17 protein-coding genes and 1 tRNA gene are annotated in these 16,207 nt (G+C 66.7%); 9 read left to right on the forward strand and 9 right to left on the reverse strand.

Features of this window, described 5'->3' with window-relative positions; genetic code table 11:
- Window positions 1-16 precede the first annotated feature (16 nt).
- The 5 genes from PDM29_RS14920 to PDM29_RS14940 all read right to left on the reverse strand — a co-directional run bounded on the left by PDM29_RS14920 (window position 17) and on the right by PDM29_RS14940 (window position 3,887).
- The gene (locus tag PDM29_RS14920) at window positions 17-688 is read right to left on the reverse strand and encodes a YoaK family protein (RefSeq protein WP_311190866.1); all 672 of its coding nucleotides are present in this window, start codon (window positions 686-688) and stop codon (window positions 17-19) included.
- A gap of 30 nt (window positions 689-718) precedes the next feature.
- Complete coding sequence (locus tag PDM29_RS14925; protein ID WP_311190867.1) at window positions 719-1,216, reverse strand: hypothetical protein; 498 nt, start codon at window positions 1,214-1,216, stop codon at window positions 719-721.
- Window positions 1,217-1,221: 5 nt separating this feature from the next.
- Complete coding sequence (locus PDM29_RS14930) at window positions 1,222-2,619, reverse strand: PhoH family protein (protein ID WP_311190868.1); 1,398 nt, start codon at window positions 2,617-2,619, stop codon at window positions 1,222-1,224.
- A gap of 82 nt (window positions 2,620-2,701) precedes the next feature.
- On the reverse strand, window positions 2,702-3,181 hold the full coding sequence (locus PDM29_RS14935) for a peroxiredoxin (RefSeq protein ID WP_311190869.1): 480 nt from the start codon (window positions 3,179-3,181) through the stop codon (window positions 2,702-2,704).
- 79 nt (window positions 3,182-3,260) lie between these two features.
- The gene (locus tag PDM29_RS14940) at window positions 3,261-3,887 is read right to left on the reverse strand and encodes a glycine cleavage system transcriptional repressor (protein ID WP_425508678.1); all 627 of its coding nucleotides are present in this window, start codon (window positions 3,885-3,887) and stop codon (window positions 3,261-3,263) included.
- Window positions 3,888-3,981: 94 nt separating this feature from the next.
- Here PDM29_RS14940 and dapA point away from each other — a divergent pair, with 94 nt between their 5' ends.
- On the forward strand, window positions 3,982-4,875 hold the full coding sequence (gene dapA / locus PDM29_RS14945; RefSeq protein WP_311190871.1) for a 4-hydroxy-tetrahydrodipicolinate synthase: 894 nt from the start codon (window positions 3,982-3,984) through the stop codon (window positions 4,873-4,875).
- Window positions 4,876-4,904: 29 nt separating this feature from the next.
- Window positions 4,905-5,420 carry a hypothetical protein gene (locus tag PDM29_RS14950; RefSeq protein WP_311190872.1) on the forward strand — a complete coding sequence of 172 codons (516 nt, stop codon included), beginning with the start codon at window positions 4,905-4,907 and terminating at the stop codon, window positions 5,418-5,420.
- A 609-nt stretch (window positions 5,421-6,029) separates the two neighbouring features.
- Here the strand turns inward: PDM29_RS14950 and fdxA are convergent.
- Complete coding sequence (gene fdxA / locus PDM29_RS14955; protein WP_311190873.1) at window positions 6,030-6,353, reverse strand: ferredoxin FdxA; 324 nt, start codon at window positions 6,351-6,353, stop codon at window positions 6,030-6,032.
- 238 nt (window positions 6,354-6,591) lie between these two features.
- On the opposite strand from fdxA, the gene PDM29_RS14960 reads away from it, so the two are divergent.
- Window positions 6,592-8,013, forward strand: a complete 1,422-nt coding sequence (locus PDM29_RS14960) for a sugar porter family MFS transporter (RefSeq protein ID WP_311190874.1) — start codon at window positions 6,592-6,594, stop codon at window positions 8,011-8,013.
- Window positions 8,014-8,065: 52 nt separating this feature from the next.
- Here the strand turns inward: PDM29_RS14960 and PDM29_RS14965 are convergent.
- A tRNA-Glu gene (locus PDM29_RS14965) sits at window positions 8,066-8,140 on the reverse strand.
- Window positions 8,141-8,190: 50 nt separating this feature from the next.
- On the opposite strand from PDM29_RS14965, the gene pcnB reads away from it, so the two are divergent.
- The 6 genes from pcnB to pgi all read left to right on the forward strand — a co-directional run bounded on the left by pcnB (window position 8,191) and on the right by pgi (window position 14,343).
- Window positions 8,191-9,561: a polynucleotide adenylyltransferase PcnB gene (pcnB, locus tag PDM29_RS14970; RefSeq protein ID WP_311193799.1), complete on the forward strand. Its 1,371-nt coding sequence runs from the start codon at window positions 8,191-8,193 to the stop codon at window positions 9,559-9,561.
- Between the two features lie 3 nt (window positions 9,562-9,564).
- Window positions 9,565-10,053 (forward strand): 2-amino-4-hydroxy-6-hydroxymethyldihydropteridine diphosphokinase, encoded by a 489-nt coding sequence (gene folK / locus PDM29_RS14975; RefSeq protein ID WP_311190875.1) that lies wholly within the window; start codon window positions 9,565-9,567, stop codon window positions 10,051-10,053.
- Window positions 10,054-10,084: 31 nt separating this feature from the next.
- Window positions 10,085-10,900, forward strand: coding sequence for a 3-methyl-2-oxobutanoate hydroxymethyltransferase (gene panB, locus PDM29_RS14980; protein ID WP_311190876.1), 816 nt, complete (start codon window positions 10,085-10,087; stop codon window positions 10,898-10,900).
- Window positions 10,897-11,739, forward strand: a complete 843-nt coding sequence (gene panC / locus PDM29_RS14985) for a pantoate--beta-alanine ligase (protein ID WP_282298261.1) — start codon at window positions 10,897-10,899, stop codon at window positions 11,737-11,739. Before panB ends, panC begins: the two co-directional genes overlap by 4 nt.
- Window positions 11,740-12,454: 715 nt before the next feature.
- Window positions 12,455-12,835 (forward strand): aspartate 1-decarboxylase, encoded by a 381-nt coding sequence (gene panD / locus PDM29_RS14990; RefSeq protein WP_125361711.1) that lies wholly within the window; start codon window positions 12,455-12,457, stop codon window positions 12,833-12,835.
- Complete coding sequence (pgi, locus tag PDM29_RS14995) at window positions 12,832-14,343, forward strand: glucose-6-phosphate isomerase (protein ID WP_311190877.1); 1,512 nt, start codon at window positions 12,832-12,834, stop codon at window positions 14,341-14,343. Before panD ends, pgi begins: the two co-directional genes overlap by 4 nt.
- Before the next feature lie 62 nt (window positions 14,344-14,405).
- On the opposite strand, the gene PDM29_RS15000 is transcribed toward pgi, so the two are convergent.
- A complete protein-coding gene (locus PDM29_RS15000; protein ID WP_311193800.1) occupies window positions 14,406-14,978 on the reverse strand; it encodes a response regulator transcription factor in 573 nt (190 codons plus the stop codon).
- On the reverse strand, window positions 14,978-16,207 hold the full coding sequence (locus PDM29_RS15005) for an ATP-binding protein (RefSeq protein WP_311190878.1): 1,230 nt from the start codon (window positions 16,205-16,207) through the stop codon (window positions 14,978-14,980). Before PDM29_RS15005 ends, PDM29_RS15000 begins: the two co-directional genes overlap by 1 nt.

The raw sequence follows: 16,207 nt of genomic DNA on the forward strand, positions 1-16,207 counted from the left end.
ATTGTGCAGTGTTTGCTCAGCGCGTGCGCAGCAGGGCCCACTGCCGGTACAGCACGTAGCCCAGCCCGGTGCAGCCGGTCAGTGCGGCCGGGGCCAGCAGGGCCAGATACTGCCAGCGCATGAACAACCACGCGCCGATCACGCCGCCAGCCAGAAAACCGCTGACGATCAATCCGCTCAGTGTCAGTCGCCGCATCGGCAGCGGCAGCCCGCGCAGCAGGTGGCCCAGGCCGATGCCCAGGTCGGTGAACATGCCGCTGAGGTGGGTAGTGCGCACCACCGCGCCACTGAAGGTGGTGGCCATTGCATTCTGCAGGCCGCAGGCCATCGCCGCGGCCACCGCGCCCCAGATCTGCTGGCGCTGGAACAGCGGTATCGCGATCAGCAGCAACAGCGATTCCAGGGTCAGCACCACGCCATAGCGGCGGCCCAGCTGCAGGGTGCTGTCCTGCACGATCATGCCGCTGAGCATCGCGCCGAGGCAGAACGCGATCAGCAGGCCCCACAGGTGGCCGACCACGCGCCAGTCGCCCTGCGCCAGCGCCATGCCGAGCTGGCTGGTGGTGCCGGTCATGTGGCTGACCGCCTGATGCTCGAAGCCCAGGAAGCCCACCACGTTGACCATGCCGGCCACGCACGACAACGCGATCGCGCCGATCCACACCCAGGCCGGCAGGCGGATGCTCATGCTGCGGTAGCAGCGTGTTTCATGGCCGGATCAGCGTCCGCCCGGCGGGCCGTTGAACTGCACGTCCGAAAACTGGCCGCTGGCCGGGTCGAACACCGCGCCCCAGAACTGCGCGCCGCCGTCGCAGACCCGGATCGCTTCACGCGACGGATCGATCTCGCTGTGGTCGGGCAGGTGGAAGGCGTTGAGGTAGATCAGCTGCCGGCCATCCACCTCGATGCCCACGTACTGGCGGTCGAAATCGACCACCTTGGGAATCTGCGCTTCCAGCGTGGGCAGCCGTGCTTCCAGCTGCTCGATCTGCGCGCGGCTGGGAGCCCAGTAACCACTCAGCCGCCCCGGGGGTTGGCCGGGGCTGGGGCGGGAGCAGGTGTCCAGCACCTGGGCGGCAATCACCGGACGGGTGACCACCCAGGACTGGCCGGTTTTGACCGCGGTGGGGACCGTGGCCCCCGGGCGGGTGTTGGATGGCGTGCAGGCGGCCGCCAGCGCAGCGAGCGCCAGCGGCAGCAGGGCACGGAGTGACATGCGGATCACAACACCTCCGAAGCGTAATCGGCCAGGCGCGAACGCTCGCCCCGGCGCAGGGTGATATGCGCACTGTGCGGCCAGTTCTTGAAGCGGTCCACCGCGTAGGTCAGGCCCGACGTGGTTTCGGTCAGGTAGGGCGTGTCGATCTGCTCCACGTTGCCCAGGCAGACGATCTTGGTGCCGGGGCCTGCTCGGGTGATCAGGGTCTTCATCTGCTTGGGGGTGAGGTTCTGCGCCTCGTCCAGGATCAGATAGCGCGACAGGAAGGTGCGCCCGCGCATGAAGTTCAGCGAGCGGATCTTGATCCGGCTGGCCAGCAGGTCATTGGTGGCCGCACGGCCCCAGGCTCCGCCTTCCTGCGGCTGGGTCAGCACTTCCAGGTTGTCGGTCAGCGCGCCCATCCACGGCGTCATCTTTTCTTCTTCGGTGCCGGGCAGGAAGCCGATGTCCTCGCCCACGCTGACCGTGGCGCGGGTCATGATGATTTCGCGGTAGCGCTGCTGGTCCATGGTCTGGGCCAGGCCGGCCGCCAGTGCCAACAGGGTCTTGCCGGTGCCGGCGGTGCCGAGCAGGGTGACGAAGTCGATCTCCGGGTCCATCAGGGCATTGAGCGCGAAATTCTGCTCGCGGTTGCGCGCGCTGATCCCCCACACCGCATGGCTGCCGTGGCGGTAGTCGTTGACCAGCGACAGCGTGATCTTCTCGCCCTCGACCTTGGCCACCCGCATTTCCACTTCGTCGTCGCCGGGCAGGTAGACATACTGGTTGGGGTACCAGTCCTCGCTGTCGGTGGCGCGCACCTCGTAGGTGGTACGACCCTTGTCGCTCCAGCTGCGCAGGTCGTCGGTGTGATGCTTCCAGAAGTCTTCCGGCAGCTGGGTGGCACCGGTGTAGAGCAGGCTGAAGTCGTCCAGCGCGCGGTCGTTCTCGTAATCTTCCGAGACGATGCCGGCAATGGCGGCCTTGATCCGCAGGTTGATGTCCTTGGACACGAACACCACCGGAATTTCCGGGGTGAATTCCTTCAATGCCAGGATCGCGCCGAGGATCGCGTTGTCCGGAATCACCGCGCCGAAGCTCTTGCCGGCTTCGAAGTGGCTGGTCTGGAAGCGCAGCTTGCCGGCGCTCTGCTTGCCGCGCAGCTGCAGCCCGTTCGGGCGCTGCAGCGGAATGCCCTCGGCCAGGTTGTCCAGGCCCGAGGCTTCCACCAGTTCGTTGAGGAAACGACTGACCTGCCGCGCGTTGCGGCTGGCTTCGGAGGTGCCCTTCTTGCCGTTGTCCAGCTCTTCGATCACCTGCATCGGCAGGTAGACATCATGCTCCTCGAATTTGAACAGCGCGGTTGGATCGTGCATCAGCACATTGGTATCCAGTACGTAGATGCGCTTGCCTCGGGTCATCGTCATTTCCTGGTGGCAGAACAGGGACAAGCCATCACGGCCTGCGGGGCAGGGTGATGGCCATTGGGGGGTACCGGGTAGCTCACTGGGTTTTCGCGGCCTTCAGGGCTTCAAGGACGGATTCTGCGTGGCCGGCCACTTTGACCTTGCGCCACGATTCCACAATACGACTGTCGGGCGAAATGAGGAAGGTGCTGCGTTCAATGCCGCGCACCTGCTTGCCGTACATGTTCTTCAGCTTGATCACATCGAACGCGCTGCACAGCGCTTCATCGCTGTCGCTGATCAGCGGGAACTTGAAGCCCTGCTTGGCGCAGAAGTTGTCATGCGACTTCAGCGAATCGCGCGAGACGCCGAACACCTGCGCGCCGGCGCGCTTGAACTTCGGCAGCAGCGCGTTGAAATCGATACCTTCGGTGGTGCACCCGGGGGTGCTGTCTTTGGGGTAGAAGTACAGCACCAGCCACTGGCCGGCGAGTGCGCCGAGGGTGGTGTGTTCGCCGCCGGACAGTGCCAGCGGGAGCGAAAGGGTCGTGCTGTCCAGGGTGTCGCCGTTGTTCATGAGGTCCTTGTTCCGGAGCCTGGGGTACGTCTGCTACAACTGCATGAAACGCCGCGCGCCCGTGACGGACGCGCGAAAATCAGAACTTCATCGGGTCCATGATCGCGTCCAGGTTCAGGTGGTCGCAGAATTCCAGGAAGTCGTCGCGCAATGCGGCGATGTGCATGTTGGCGGGCACGCCGATGGTGACCTGCGCGGAGAACATTTCCGCACCGGTCTGCATGGCGCGGTAACGCGTGCTCTGCAGGTTTTCGATGGTGATGCCCTGGCGGTCGAAGAAGTCGGCCAGCTGGAACAGGATGCCCGGCTTGTCAGCGGCGATCACTTCCACGATGTAGGGCAGCAGGTTGGACTGCGCCTGCTTGGCCCCGGTGCGGTACCACACCAGCTTCAGGCCTTCCTCGCGCTCCAGCCGGGTCAGCATCGCTTCCAGCTTGGCGACCGCGTCCCACGAACCGGTGGCCAGGGCCGTCACCGAGACATCACGGCCGACGGTGGCCAGGCGGGCATCGACCAGATTGCAGCCACTGTCGGCAATGCGCCGGGTCACAGGCAGCAGGGGGGACTCCGGATGCGTCGTATAGGCGTTGATCAGGAGGTGGTTTTCGGTCGGCGCAGGCCGCGGCGTGGAGTCGGTCAAGGGGGTTCCGGTAATGCAGGGTGAGTCTGAACGGTGCCGAACGGCACGTTCGCCGGAGTCCAGCATACTTGCCCGCGCTTTCGGCCCGCAAGTAACATGCAGAAGGCATCCGGCCGGCACCTGCGCGGCCTGCCTTTCCCCTTCTTCCGAGCATTGTTCCTTGTCTCTTTCCGGTCTCATCACCGCGCTGGCCACGCCTTTCCAGGCCAATGGCGCATTGGATCCCGACGGTTGGCAGCGCCTGCTGCACCTGCAACTGGAGGGGGGCGTTCACGGGGTCGTGGTGGCCGGTTCCACCGGCGAAGCGGCCACCCTGTCCGACGACGAATATGACCAGCTGCTGCGCAGCGCCGTGAAAGCCGTGGCCGGCCGCGTACCGGTCATCGCCGGCACCGGCCTGTCGGGCACGGCCAAAACCATCGAGCAGACCCGCCGCGCGGCGGCCAATGGGGCCACCCATGCGCTGGTGGTGACGCCGCCGTACGTACGCCCGACCCAGGCCGGGCTGATCGCGCATTACCGCGCGGTGGCTGACCAGGGCGGCCTGCCGGTCATTCTGTACAACGTGCCGGGCCGCACCGGGGTGGACATGCTGCCGGAAACGGTCGCGGAACTGGCCAGCCATCCGAACATCGTCGGCATCAAGGAAGCGGTGGGCGACAACGGCCGCGTGCAGGCACTGCTGGCCCTGCGTTCGCCAGACTTCGCGATCCTCAGCGGCGACGACGGCACGGCGGCGCGCTCCATTCTGTCGGGCATCGACGGCCTGATCTCGGTGGGTTCCAACGCGCTGCCGGGTTCCTACCGGCGCATGTGTGACCTGGCCGCGGCCGGCGAGCGCGAGGCGACCGAGTCCTGGAACGCCCGTCTGGACCCGTTCCACGACTTCTGCGGGGTGGAGCCGAACCCGATTCCGGTGAAGGAACTGCTGTACCGGATCGGCATCGGCCATGGCCTGCGACTGCCGCTGCTGCGGCTGTCCGAGCCCCACCATGCTGCAGCCGAACATCTGGCGTCCGACATCGGGGCGCTTGAAGCACTTTCCAGCCACTGAACCGCAGTGGCCTGAACCTGGAGATTCACATGCGTCAATCTGTTTCCGCCACCCGCGTGCTGTCGTTCGCGCTGCTGGCCACGGCCACCCTGGTGGGCACCACCGGCTGCTTCAATCGTGGTGCGAAGGGCGACTACGCGCTGGCCCCGGAAATGCGTCCGCTGGAAATTCCGCCGGACCTGAATGCCCCGGGCAACCCGGCCGCGCAGGTGCCGGTGCTGGCCTCGCAGGCCGCCCGTCCGGCCCCGGGCCCGGCCGCCGACCCGGCCGCAGCCGGCGCAGGCTTCAACGTGGCAGGCAGCAAGGAAGAGGTCTTCGCCAAGGTGGGCGAGGTGCTGGAGTCGATGGGCGGCGTGACCATCGCCAGCAAGGCCCAGCTGCTGGGTTCCTACGACGTGGCCTTTGAGGACAACAACTTCCTGGTCCGCGTGGTGGCCGTCGAAGCCGGTGCCTACGTCTCCACGGTCGACCCGCGCGGCCTGCCGGCCACCGGCCCGGCCCCGACCAAGCTGCTGGCCGAACTGAAGGCCAAGCTGGCTCCCTGATTTCTGCATCCGCTTTATCGGATTGCACGATCTACGTTGCGCCGGGCTCTGCCCGGCGCTTTTGTTTCTGGGCGAATAGCCGGTGGTTCATCGGTTCCCGTGTTTGGGCGTGCCGGGGTGGGTTTGCGGGACACGCCGTAAACCGCCCTCCGGGCCCCGGCCCAACCGCCAGCGGTTGGGCGTTCAGTCGCACGCGAGGCGGTGCCTCGCAAGCAGTGCGCCTTCACCCATGGGGGCTCGTAGAAAACATCCATGTTTTCTACGGTCCCGCAAACCCACCCCGGCACGCCTCAGACAGATGGCCGGTGGTCACGGGAAATGCCGAACCAACGGCAATGTCGATCTGGGGTCACTCGTTACCGGATGTTGAATGTTTCACGGCCGTCGTCTGTCGACCGACGCTACCGGCATCGCGCGCGGTTTGGCTCTTGCTGGCCGCATCTCGCGATCCATCGGGGGAGGCCCCCAGGTAGCCCCCGGAGTGACACTCCACGGCATGGATGCCCGTAGTGACACGCCATGCGTGTCATGAACCGCCGGGGGCTCCGACGACACGCATGGCGTGTCCCTACGCCCAACAAAAAAGGCACCCGAAGGTGCCTTTTTGCCTCAGCGCTCCAGCAACTCCAGTTTCCCGGGCTTGCCATCCCAATCACCCGCATCCGCCGGCGGGTCCTTGCGCACGGTCAGCACCGGCCAGGCCTTGGCCAGCTCGGCATTCAGGGCCACGAAGCCTTCCTGTCCGGCGGGCACGTCGTCCTCCGGGAAAATCGCGTTGACCGGGCACTCCGGTTCGCACAGGGTGCAGTCGATGCACTCGTCCGGGTCGATCACCAGGAAGTTCGGACCTTCGTGGAAACAGTCCACGGGGCACACTTCCACACAGTCGGTGTGCTTGCACTTGATGCAGTTTTCGGTGACGACAAAGGGCATGGCTGGATCAGAATCGGACGGTAAGCCTGACAATTCTAGAACAGTTGCGGCTTTGTCGCAGTGCACGATGCGCCGTCGTCGCCCCCCGGGTATAGATAGCCGTGCCCACCGGTAGACAGCCAGGGCCCGGGAAGTGGGGCTTCCCCAGGGCCGCCGGGCGCTGAACACCTGTGAGAACCCGCTTCAGCTGTACCTGCCGCGTTGACCGTCCGCTGTCTCCTTTCTGCCAGGGCCTTCCATGTCGATACCCGCTGCTGCCACCGCCGCACCCGGCGAAAACACCTCCTTCATCGTCCTCATCAGCTGCGTGGCCACCCTGGGCGGCTTCCTGTTCGGCTTCGACAGCGGGGTCATCAACGGCACCGTGGATGGCCTCAAGCAGACCTTCCAGTCCAGCCAGGCCGGGATCGGCTTTGAAGTGGCCTCGATGCTGCTGGGCTGCGCGATCGGTGCGTTCTTCGCCGGCCGCCTGGGCGACCGCCTGGGCCGGCGTGGCGTGCTGATCATCGCCGCGGTGCTGTTCCTGCTCTCCGCGCTGGGGGCAGGGGCCGCGCACAGCTCGCTGGCGTTCGTGATCGCCCGCGTGGTCGGCGGCTTCGCGGTCGGCGCGGCCAGCGTCATGTCCCCGGCCTACATCGCCGAGGTGGCTTCGGCCCGCTATCGCGGGCGGCTGGCCACGGTGCAGCAGATTGCGATCATCAGTGGCCTTTTCTGCGCCTTCCTGAGCAACTACCTGCTGGCCCGTGCCGCCGGTGCCTCCACCGAGGCGCTGTGGCTGGGGCAGGCCGCGTGGCGCTGGATGTTCTGGATGCAGGCGATCCCGTCGGCCCTGTTCCTGGTGCTGCTGCTGGGTATCCCGGAAAGCCCGCGCTACCTGGTGGTGAAGGGCCGGCGTGAACAGGCGCTGGAGGTGATGACCCGCCTGTACGGTCCGGTCGAGGCCCAGGCCAAGCTGGGCGAGATCGATGCCTCGCTGTCCCAGGACCAGCACCGCCCGCGTCTGTCCGACCTGGTCGACAAGCACACCGGCAAGCTGCGCCGGATTGTCTGGGTCGGTATCGGTCTGGCCGTGTTCCAGCAGCTGGTCGGCATCAACGTGGTGTTCTACTACGGTGCCGTGCTGTGGCAGGCGGTGGGCTTCTCGGAAAGCGACGCGCTGCTGATCAACGTGCTGTCCGGTGCGCTCAGCATCGGGGCCTGCCTGCTCACCGTGGTGCTGATCGACCGGATCGGCCGCAAGCCGCTGCTGTGGGTGGGCTCGGCCGGCATGGCGGTGACCCTGGCGCTGGTGGTGGTGGCGTTCTCCAGCGGCTCGCTGGTGGACGGGAAGCTGCAGCTGTCCGACCAGATGGGCGTGCTGGCGCTGGTAGCGGCCAACGCCTACGTGGTGTTCTTCAACATGTCCTGGGGCCCGGTCATGTGGGTGATGCTGGGCGAGATGTTCCCCAACCAGATCCGCGGGTCCGGGCTGGCGGTGGCCGGCGCGGCGCAGTGGACGGCCAATTTCGCCATCACGGTCAGCTTCCCGGTGCTGCTGACCGGGATCGGCCTGGCCGGGGCCTACGGGCTGTATACGGCCGCGGCCGTGGCCTCGGTGTTCTTCGTGCTGCGCTATGTGCACGAGACCAAGGGCAAGGAGCTGGAGCAGATGGTCGGGTGAGCAACAAAAAACCCCGCCTTGGCGGGGTTTTTTTCGTCCTGCGTGCCGACATTGGCGCTCCCTAGGGGACTCGAACCCCTGTTTTAGCCTTGAGAGGGCCACGTCCTAACCACTAGACGAAGGGAGCGTGCTTTGTCGCGAGCGGCGCAGCGCGCTAGTATATTGGCGACGATGCCATTGGGCAATCCCGAAACTTCAACCGGAAGCGCCAACATCAATTCCTCTGCACCATCCTCGTTCGGTCTGCGCGTGATCCCCCGCGACCAGCACAACATCTCCCGCAAGGACATCAGCCCGAACGCGCTGCGCGTGTTGTACCGGCTGCGTGATTCCGGCTTTGGCGCTTACCTGGTCGGCGGGGCCGTGCGCGACCTGCTGGTCGGCGGGCACCCGAAAGACTTCGACGTGGCCACCGACGCCACCCCGGAGCAGGTCAAGGCGCTGTTCCGCAACTGCCGCCTGATCGGCCGCCGGTTCCGCCTGGCCCATGTGGTGTTCGGCCGCGAGATCATCGAAGTGGCCACCTTCCGTGCCAACAGCGACGACGGCAGCGGCGACCGCGAGATGGAAAACGGCATGCTGGTACGCGACAACGTGTACGGCACCATCGAAGACGATGCGGTGCGCCGCGACTTCAGCTGCAACGCGCTGTACTACGCCATCGAGGATTTCTCGGTGCGCGATTACACCGGTGGCTTCGAAGACGTGCAGGCGCGCCTGATGAAGCTGATCGGCGACCCCGAGCAGCGTTACCGCGAAGACCCGGTGCGCATGCTGCGCGCGGTGCGTCTGGCGGCCAAGCTCGGCTTCCAGATCGAGCAGGCCACCGCCGAGCCGCTGCCGCGCCTGGCCGGACTGCTGTCCGAAGCGGCCCCGGCGCGTCTGTTCGAAGAAGTACTCAAGTTGTTCCTGTCCGGACACGGCGTGGCCAGCTTCGAAGGCCTGGAGCGTTACGGCCTGCTGGACGTGCTGTTCCCGGAAAGCGCCGCCGCGCTGCGCAGCAACCGCAGTGGCGCGCTGCGTCGCATGGTGATCGCAGGGCTGCACAGTACCGATCTGCGCGTGGCCAATGACGAGCCGGTGTCGCCGTCGTTCCTGTTCGCACTGCTGCTGTGGCCGGCGTTCTGCCGCGCCCTCGCCACCCTGCAGAAGCAGGGCGTGGCAGTGGAAGAGGCGCAGCGCCGAGCCGCTGACCGGGTCACTCTGCACCAGCTGACCACCATCGCGCTGCCGCGCCGCTTCTCGCTGCCGATGCAGGAAATCTGGCTGCTGCAGGGCCGCTTCAGCTCGCGCCAGCGCAAGCGCGTGTTCCGCACCCTCACGCATCCGCGCTTCCGCGCCGCCTTCGACTTCCTGGCGCTGCGCCAGGTCGCCTCCAGTGAGCACGAAGCCGATGTGCAGTTCTGGCGCGAGGCCCAGCAGCAGTCGGGTGCCGAGCTCGACTCCACCCTGGAAGCGGCACAGGCCGAGGTCGCGCTGGACGAAGAGGGGGCTCCGCGCAAGCGTCGCCGTCGTCGTCGGCGCACCGGTGGTCCGGCCGGCGAGTAAGACATGACCCTGGCCTGCATTGGCCTGGGTGGCAACCTGGGCGACGCCGCGCAGACCCTGCGCGGTGCCTTTGCCGCGCTGGCGGCGCTGCCGCAGACCACGCTGCTGGCGCACTCTCAGCTGTATTCCACCCCCGCCTGGGGCAATGAAGACCAGCCGCCCTTCGTCAATGCGGCCGCGCTGCTGGACACCGGGTTGTCCGCCTCGGCGCTACTGGATGCCTTGCTGGAGGTCGAACGGGCGTCCGGACGGGTGCGTGACCCTGCCGTGCACTGGGGCCCGCGGACCCTGGACCTGGACCTGCTGCTGTATGGCGAGCAGGTGATCGACCTGCCGCAGCTGAAAGTGCCACACCCCTATCTGCACGAGCGCGCGTTCGTGCTGGTGCCCCTGGCCGAGATCGCCCCGGACGCGTTGATTCCGGGACAGGGCCGGGTACGGGATGCAGTGATGCGCATCGAGGCCAGCGGGATCGCGTCAATAGGAGGATAATGCGGGGCTTATCGCCACCGGTTATCAGTACATGAGTACCCACGCAGACAGCAAACCCTGGACCGTTCCCGCCCTGGCCGAGGCCAAGCGCAACGGGCAGAAGCTGGTCATGTTGACCGCTTACGACGCAGGTTTTGCGCGCACCTTCGACGCCAACGGCGTGGACCTGATCCTGATCGGCGACTCGCTGGGCATGGTGGTGCAGGGGCATGATTCGACCCTGCCGGTGACCGTGGCCGACATGGTCTACCACACCCGCGTGGTCGCCCGTGTACTGCAGCGGGCGCTGCTGGTAGCTGACCTGCCGTTCGGTGCCGATGCCACGCCCGAGCGCGCGCTGGAGGCCTCGCTGCAGCTGCTGCAGGCCGGCGCGGAGATGGTCAAGATCGAAGGGGCCGGCTTCAAGCTGGACATCATTCGTTACCTGGTCGAGCGTGAGATTCCGGTCTGCTCGCACCTGGGTCTGACCCCGCAGTCGGTGCTGCGCCTGGGCGGCTACCGGGTACAGGGTCGTGGCGATGCGGCCGAGCAGCTGCGCGCCGACGCCAAGTCCGCCGTCGATGCCGGTGCCACCCTGGTGGTGCTGGAATGCGTGCCGACCCCGATTGCGACCCAGATCAGCGCCGAGATCAGCGCGCCCACCATCGGCATTGGTGCCGGCCCGGGCTGTGACGGTCAGGTGCTGGTGATGCACGATTTCCTTGGCCTGGACAGCGGCCATCGCCGACCCAAGTTCGTCAAGGATTTCCTTGCCGAAGGCGGTTCGGTGGCCGGTGCGGTCCGCGCCTACGCCGACGCCGTGCGCGACGGCTCCTTCCCCGACGCAGAACACGCCTACGCATCATGATCGAAACCGTCACCGAACTGTCCCGTCTGCGCGCCGTCGTCAACGGCTGGAAGCGCGAGGGCCTGCGCGTCGCGCTGGTCCCGACCATGGGCAACCTGCACGCCGGCCACTACTCGCTGGTCACCCTGGCCCGCCAGTACGCCGACCGCGTGGTCTCCAGCGTGTTCGTCAATCCGACCCAGTTCGGCCCGAACGAGGACTTCACCCGCTACCCGCGCACGCCGGAAGCGGACACCTCGGGGTTGGAGCAGGCCGGCTGCGACGTGTTGTGGCTGCCGACGGTGGAATCGATGTACCCGTTCGGCGTGGAGCTGGCGGCCAACGTGCATGTGCCGGGCATCAGCAGTCTGCTCGAAGGCGCACATCGCCCGGGTCATTTCGATGGCGTGTGCACGGTGGTGAGCCGCCTGTTCAACCAGGTGCAGCCGGATGTGGCCGCCTTCGGCAAGAAGGACTACCAGCAGCTGGCGGTGATCCGTCAGCTGGTGGAAGACCTGGCCTTCCCGATCCAGATCGTCGGCGGCGACATCGTCCGCGAGGATGACGGCCTGGCGATGAGTTCGCGCAACCAGTACCTCAATGGCGAGCAGCGCCCCGTTTCGACCACCATCCACCAGGTGCTGCTGGGCATGCGCGAAGGTTTCATCGCCGGCAAGGCACGCAGCCTGATCGAAGCCGAGGCCACCGCCGCCCTGCAGGCCGCCGGCTTCCAGGTCGACTACGCCGTGATCCGCCTGCCGGACCTGTCCGAGCCGGCCGACAGCGACGTCGGCAACCGCGTCGCCCTGATCGCCGCCCGCATCGGCTCCACCCGCCTGATCGACAACCTCGAGTTCTGATTCGCCCGGGCATCCGGCCGTTGGCCGGATGCTTCACGCATTCGTACGAACAGCCGATGGCCATCGGTTTCCGTGTTCGGGCCGGTCGGGGTGGGTTTGCGGGACACGCCGTGAATCCCCCTCCGGGGCCCGGCCCAACCGCCAGCGGTTGGGCGTTCAGTCGCACGCGAGGCAGTGCCTCGCAATCCGTGCGCCTTCACCCATGTAGGCTCGTCAAAAACATCCATGTTTTTGACGGTCCCGCAAACCCACCCCGACCGGCCCCTGACAGAAGGTCGGTGGCCAAGGAAGATCAAAAGCACGTAGCTCCGGTAGCGTCGGTCGACAGACGACGGCCGTGAAATCCCCAACATCCGGTAACGCATGACCCCGGATCAACGTTGCCGTTGATTCGGCACTTCCCATGGCCACCGACCCACTGTCGATGGCGGCTCGGGATGGGCTGGAGGGGGCGTGAGCCGCATGGATGCGGCGATCGAGCTTACAGGGACGTACTTGCAGCGTCCCCCGGAACGCCCGTCCTGAGCCGCCAAGCCAGAGGTGCCGTGAACCGAGGGCTGTTCGCCTGAATCCAACAGCAGCCGGGCAAGCCCGGCTCTACGGAAATCGTGCGACCGCAGGAGCGACGGCGCTCACGTGCCTGAACCGGGCAGGCCCCTGTCGTATCCGCCCCGGGTGCTAGAATTCGGCTTTCCTTTTGCCGTTGTGTCGCCCCATGCAACTCTCCCTGCTGAAGACCAAGATCCACCGCGCCACCGTCACGCATTCCGAGCTGAACTACGAAGGTTCCATCGCCATCGATGACAACCTGCTGCAGGCCACCGGCATCCGTGAATTCGAACAGGTGCACATCTGGGACGTCACCAACGGTGCGCGTTTCTCCACCTATGCGCTGCGCGCGGAAGCCGGCAGCGGCGTGATCTCGCTCAACGGCGGTGCTGCGCGTCACGTGCAGGTCGGCGACATCATCATCATTGCCGCCTTCGCCAACATGAGCGAAGAAGAAGCTGACAGCTTCAAGCCGAAGTTGGTATATGTGGACGGCAAAAACCAGATCTCCCACACCAACGACAGCATTCCGACCCAGGCCGCATGACACAGCACAACGGATTCGACCCGCTTCACTCCCATGCCCAGCGCCTGCGTGGCGCAAGCATCCCCGCACTGATCGCCGCCGAACCCGGCCGCGCACAATCGCTGGGGCTGCGGGTCGGTCCGTTGTACGCCAACTTCGCGCGGCAGAAGTATGACCGCGCCGCGTTGGACGCCCTGCTGCAGCTGGCCGCCGAGCGTGATGTCGCCGGCGGCTTCCAGCGTCTGTTCCGGGGCGAAACGGTCAACGTCACCGAAGGCCGCGCCGCCCTGCACACCGCCCTGCGCGGTGACCTCAGTGGCGCACCGGTTGCGGGCGAGGCCTACGCCACCGCCGCCCAGGTGCGCGCGCAGATGGGCGAGCTGATCGCCGCGCTGGAAAACAGCAACGTCACCGACATCGTCAGCGTGGGTATCGGCGGCTCCGACCTCGGCCCGCGCCTCGTCGCCGACGCCCTGCGCCCGGTCACCGGTGCACGCTTCCGCGTGCATTTCGTGTCCAACGTCGATGGGGCCGCCATGCAGCGCACCCTGGCCACGCTGGACCCGGCCACCACTGCCGGCATTCTGATTTCCAAGACCTTCGGCACCCAGGAAACGCTGCTCAACGGGCAGATCCTGCACGAATGGCTGGGCGGCAGTGAACGCCTGTATGCGGTCAGCGCCAACCCCGAGCGCGCCGCCAAGGCCTTTGCCATCGCCGCCGGCCGCGTGCTGCCGATGTGGGACTGGGTCGGCGGGCGCTACTCGCTGTGGTCCGCGGTCGGTTTCCCGATTGCACTGGCGATCGGTTTCGAGCGCTTTGAACAGCTGCTCGCCGGTGCGGCCGAGATGGATGCACACGCGCTCAACGCACCGTTGGACCAGAACCTGCCGGTGCTGCATGCGCTCACCGATATCTGGAACCGCAACCTGCTCGGTCACGCCACCCACGCGGTGATGACCTACGACCAGCGCCTGGCACTGCTGCCGGCCTACCTGCAGCAGCTGGTAATGGAAAGCCTCGGCAAGCGCGTGCAGCTGGACGGTCGTCCGGTCGACAGCGACACCGTGTCGGTGTGGTGGGGCGGCGCGGGTACCGACGTGCAGCACAGCTTCTTCCAGGCCCTGCACCAGGGCACCAGTGTGATCCCGGCCGACTTCATCGGCTGCGTGCACAACGACGACCCGTACACGGTGAATCACCAGGCGCTGATGGCCAACCTGCTGGCGCAGACCGAGGCGCTGGCCAACGGGCAGGGCAGTGATGATCCGCACCGCGAATATCCGGGCGGTCGTCCGAGCACGTTGATCCTGCTGGATGCGCTGACCCCGCAGTCGCTGGGTGCGCTGATCGCGATGTACGAACACGCGGTATACGTGCAGTCGCTGGTGTGGAACATCAACGCGTTCGACCAGTTTGGCGTCGAGCTGGGCAAACAGCTGGCCAGTCAGTTGCTGCCGGCGCTGCAGGGTGAAGCGCATGGCATCACCGATCCGGTGACGCTGGAGTTGTTGAACCGGTTGGTTTGACGCGGTGTACCGACCAACGGTCGGTAACTACCGGTAGGCGACGACCGTTGGTCGTCGCTGCCTTACCGTGACGGATCTCTCTCCGGGCTGGGCCGCTTGGCCAGCTTGCGCTGCAACGAACGCCGGTGCATGCCCAGCAACCGCGCGGCGGCCGACACATTGCCACCGGTTTCATGCATGGCCTGCTGGATGTGTTCCCACTGCAGGCGGCTGATCGGGGTCATCGCATCTGGCGGTTCCATCTCGCCGTCATCGGCCGGGCCGTCGTCTTCCTCGCCCAGGGCACGCAGGATCATCGGCACCGTTGCCGGCTTGGGCAGGTAGTCGTCCGCGCCCAGCTTGATCGCCTCCACCGCCGTGGCAATGCTGGCGTAGCCGGTCACCAGCAGAATGCGCATGTCGTCGCGCAGTGCACGCAGCGGCTGGATCAATGCCAGCCCGGATTCCGAACCCAGCTTCAGATCGATCAGTGCGAACGCCGGCGGCTGCTGCCGGGCCAGCACCAGGGCCGAGGCGATGTCGCTGGCGATCATGGTTTCCAGGCCCTTGCGGGCGAGGCTGCGCTGCAGCGTGCGCAGGTACAGGTCATCGTCGTCGACCAGCAGGCCGTGGCTGGCAGAGGGGGGAGGGGTGATCATGCTGAAGTCTCCTGGGCGGCCAGGGGCAGGTGGAAGCCGACGCGGGTGCCGGCACCATTGGCCGGTCGCATCCACAGCTCGCCGTCCAGGCGCTCGATGGTGGCATGGGAAAGGGCCAGGCCCACGCCCATGCCCTGGGTTTTGCCGCTGTTGAACAAGGTGCCGGGCAACACGGCCTGGCGCGCGTCGAAGCCGCGCCCGTAGTCGCGCACCTCGCCAATCAGATCGTCGCCTTCGATGCGCAGGCTCAAGTCAACCTGCGGCCGTTGTGCCTGCTCGCCGGCATCGGCGGCATTGTTCAGCAGCACCATCAGCAGGTGGCCGATGCCCGGGTCCAGCGGCAGTTGCAGCGGCGCATCATCGTTGCGGACCAGGGTGATGGTCGGGCGCACCAGCCGCCACTGCTCGAGCACCTGTGGCAGGGTCACGGTGTCACGGCCCGGGTGCTGCCCGGCGGCGGGGCGGGCCAGTGCCAGAACCCGCTCACGGCACTGCACCAGCAGCTCGCGCAGGGTGTCCACGTCCTCGCGGACTTCGGCGTTGTCGCTCTGCTCGGCGATGTCGTCAGCCAGCAGGGTCATGGTCGCCAGCGGCGTGTTCAATTCATGCGCGACTGAAGCCGCATGGGTGGCCAGCGCCACGATGCCCTCGTTGCGCACGAAGCGCTCGCGCAGCAGCGACAGTTCGTGTTCGCGCCGACGCAGCGCGATCGCCAGGCGGGTGGAGAAGGCCAGTACCACGGCGGCTGACAGCAGGAAGTTGGCCACCACGCCCCACTGATGCAGGTCCATTGCGCTGAAGTAGCCGTTCGGCAAGGGCAGCCCGAACACGCCGCTGACCGCGTAGCCGATCAGGCAGGTGGCCGCCACCGCCAGGGTCCAGCGGGCGGGCAGGGCCAGCGCGGCGAGTGCGATCAGGATCAGGAACAGCGAGCCGAACGGGTTGGCCACGCCGCCGCTCCAGCCCACCATCCAGGTCAGCACGGTCACGTCCACGAGGATGTGGCAGAACGCGGTCACCGGCGCGGTGTTGTCCTCGTCGCGGACCCGTAGCTGCGCATACACGTTGAACAGCGCCAGCGCGACCACGCCGGCCCACAGTGGCTTCTGCGGCAGTTCCAGCCCCAGCACCCAGGTCGCGACCAGGATGGTGGCGGCCTGGCCGGCCACGGCCAGCCAGCGCAGGCTGCACAGGGTGCGTAGGAAGGGGGCGTCGGTACCGGTCAT

The sequence above is a fragment of the Stenotrophomonas oahuensis genome, assembly GCF_031834595.1.
GTDB lineage: Bacteria > Pseudomonadota > Gammaproteobacteria > Xanthomonadales > Xanthomonadaceae > Stenotrophomonas > Stenotrophomonas oahuensis.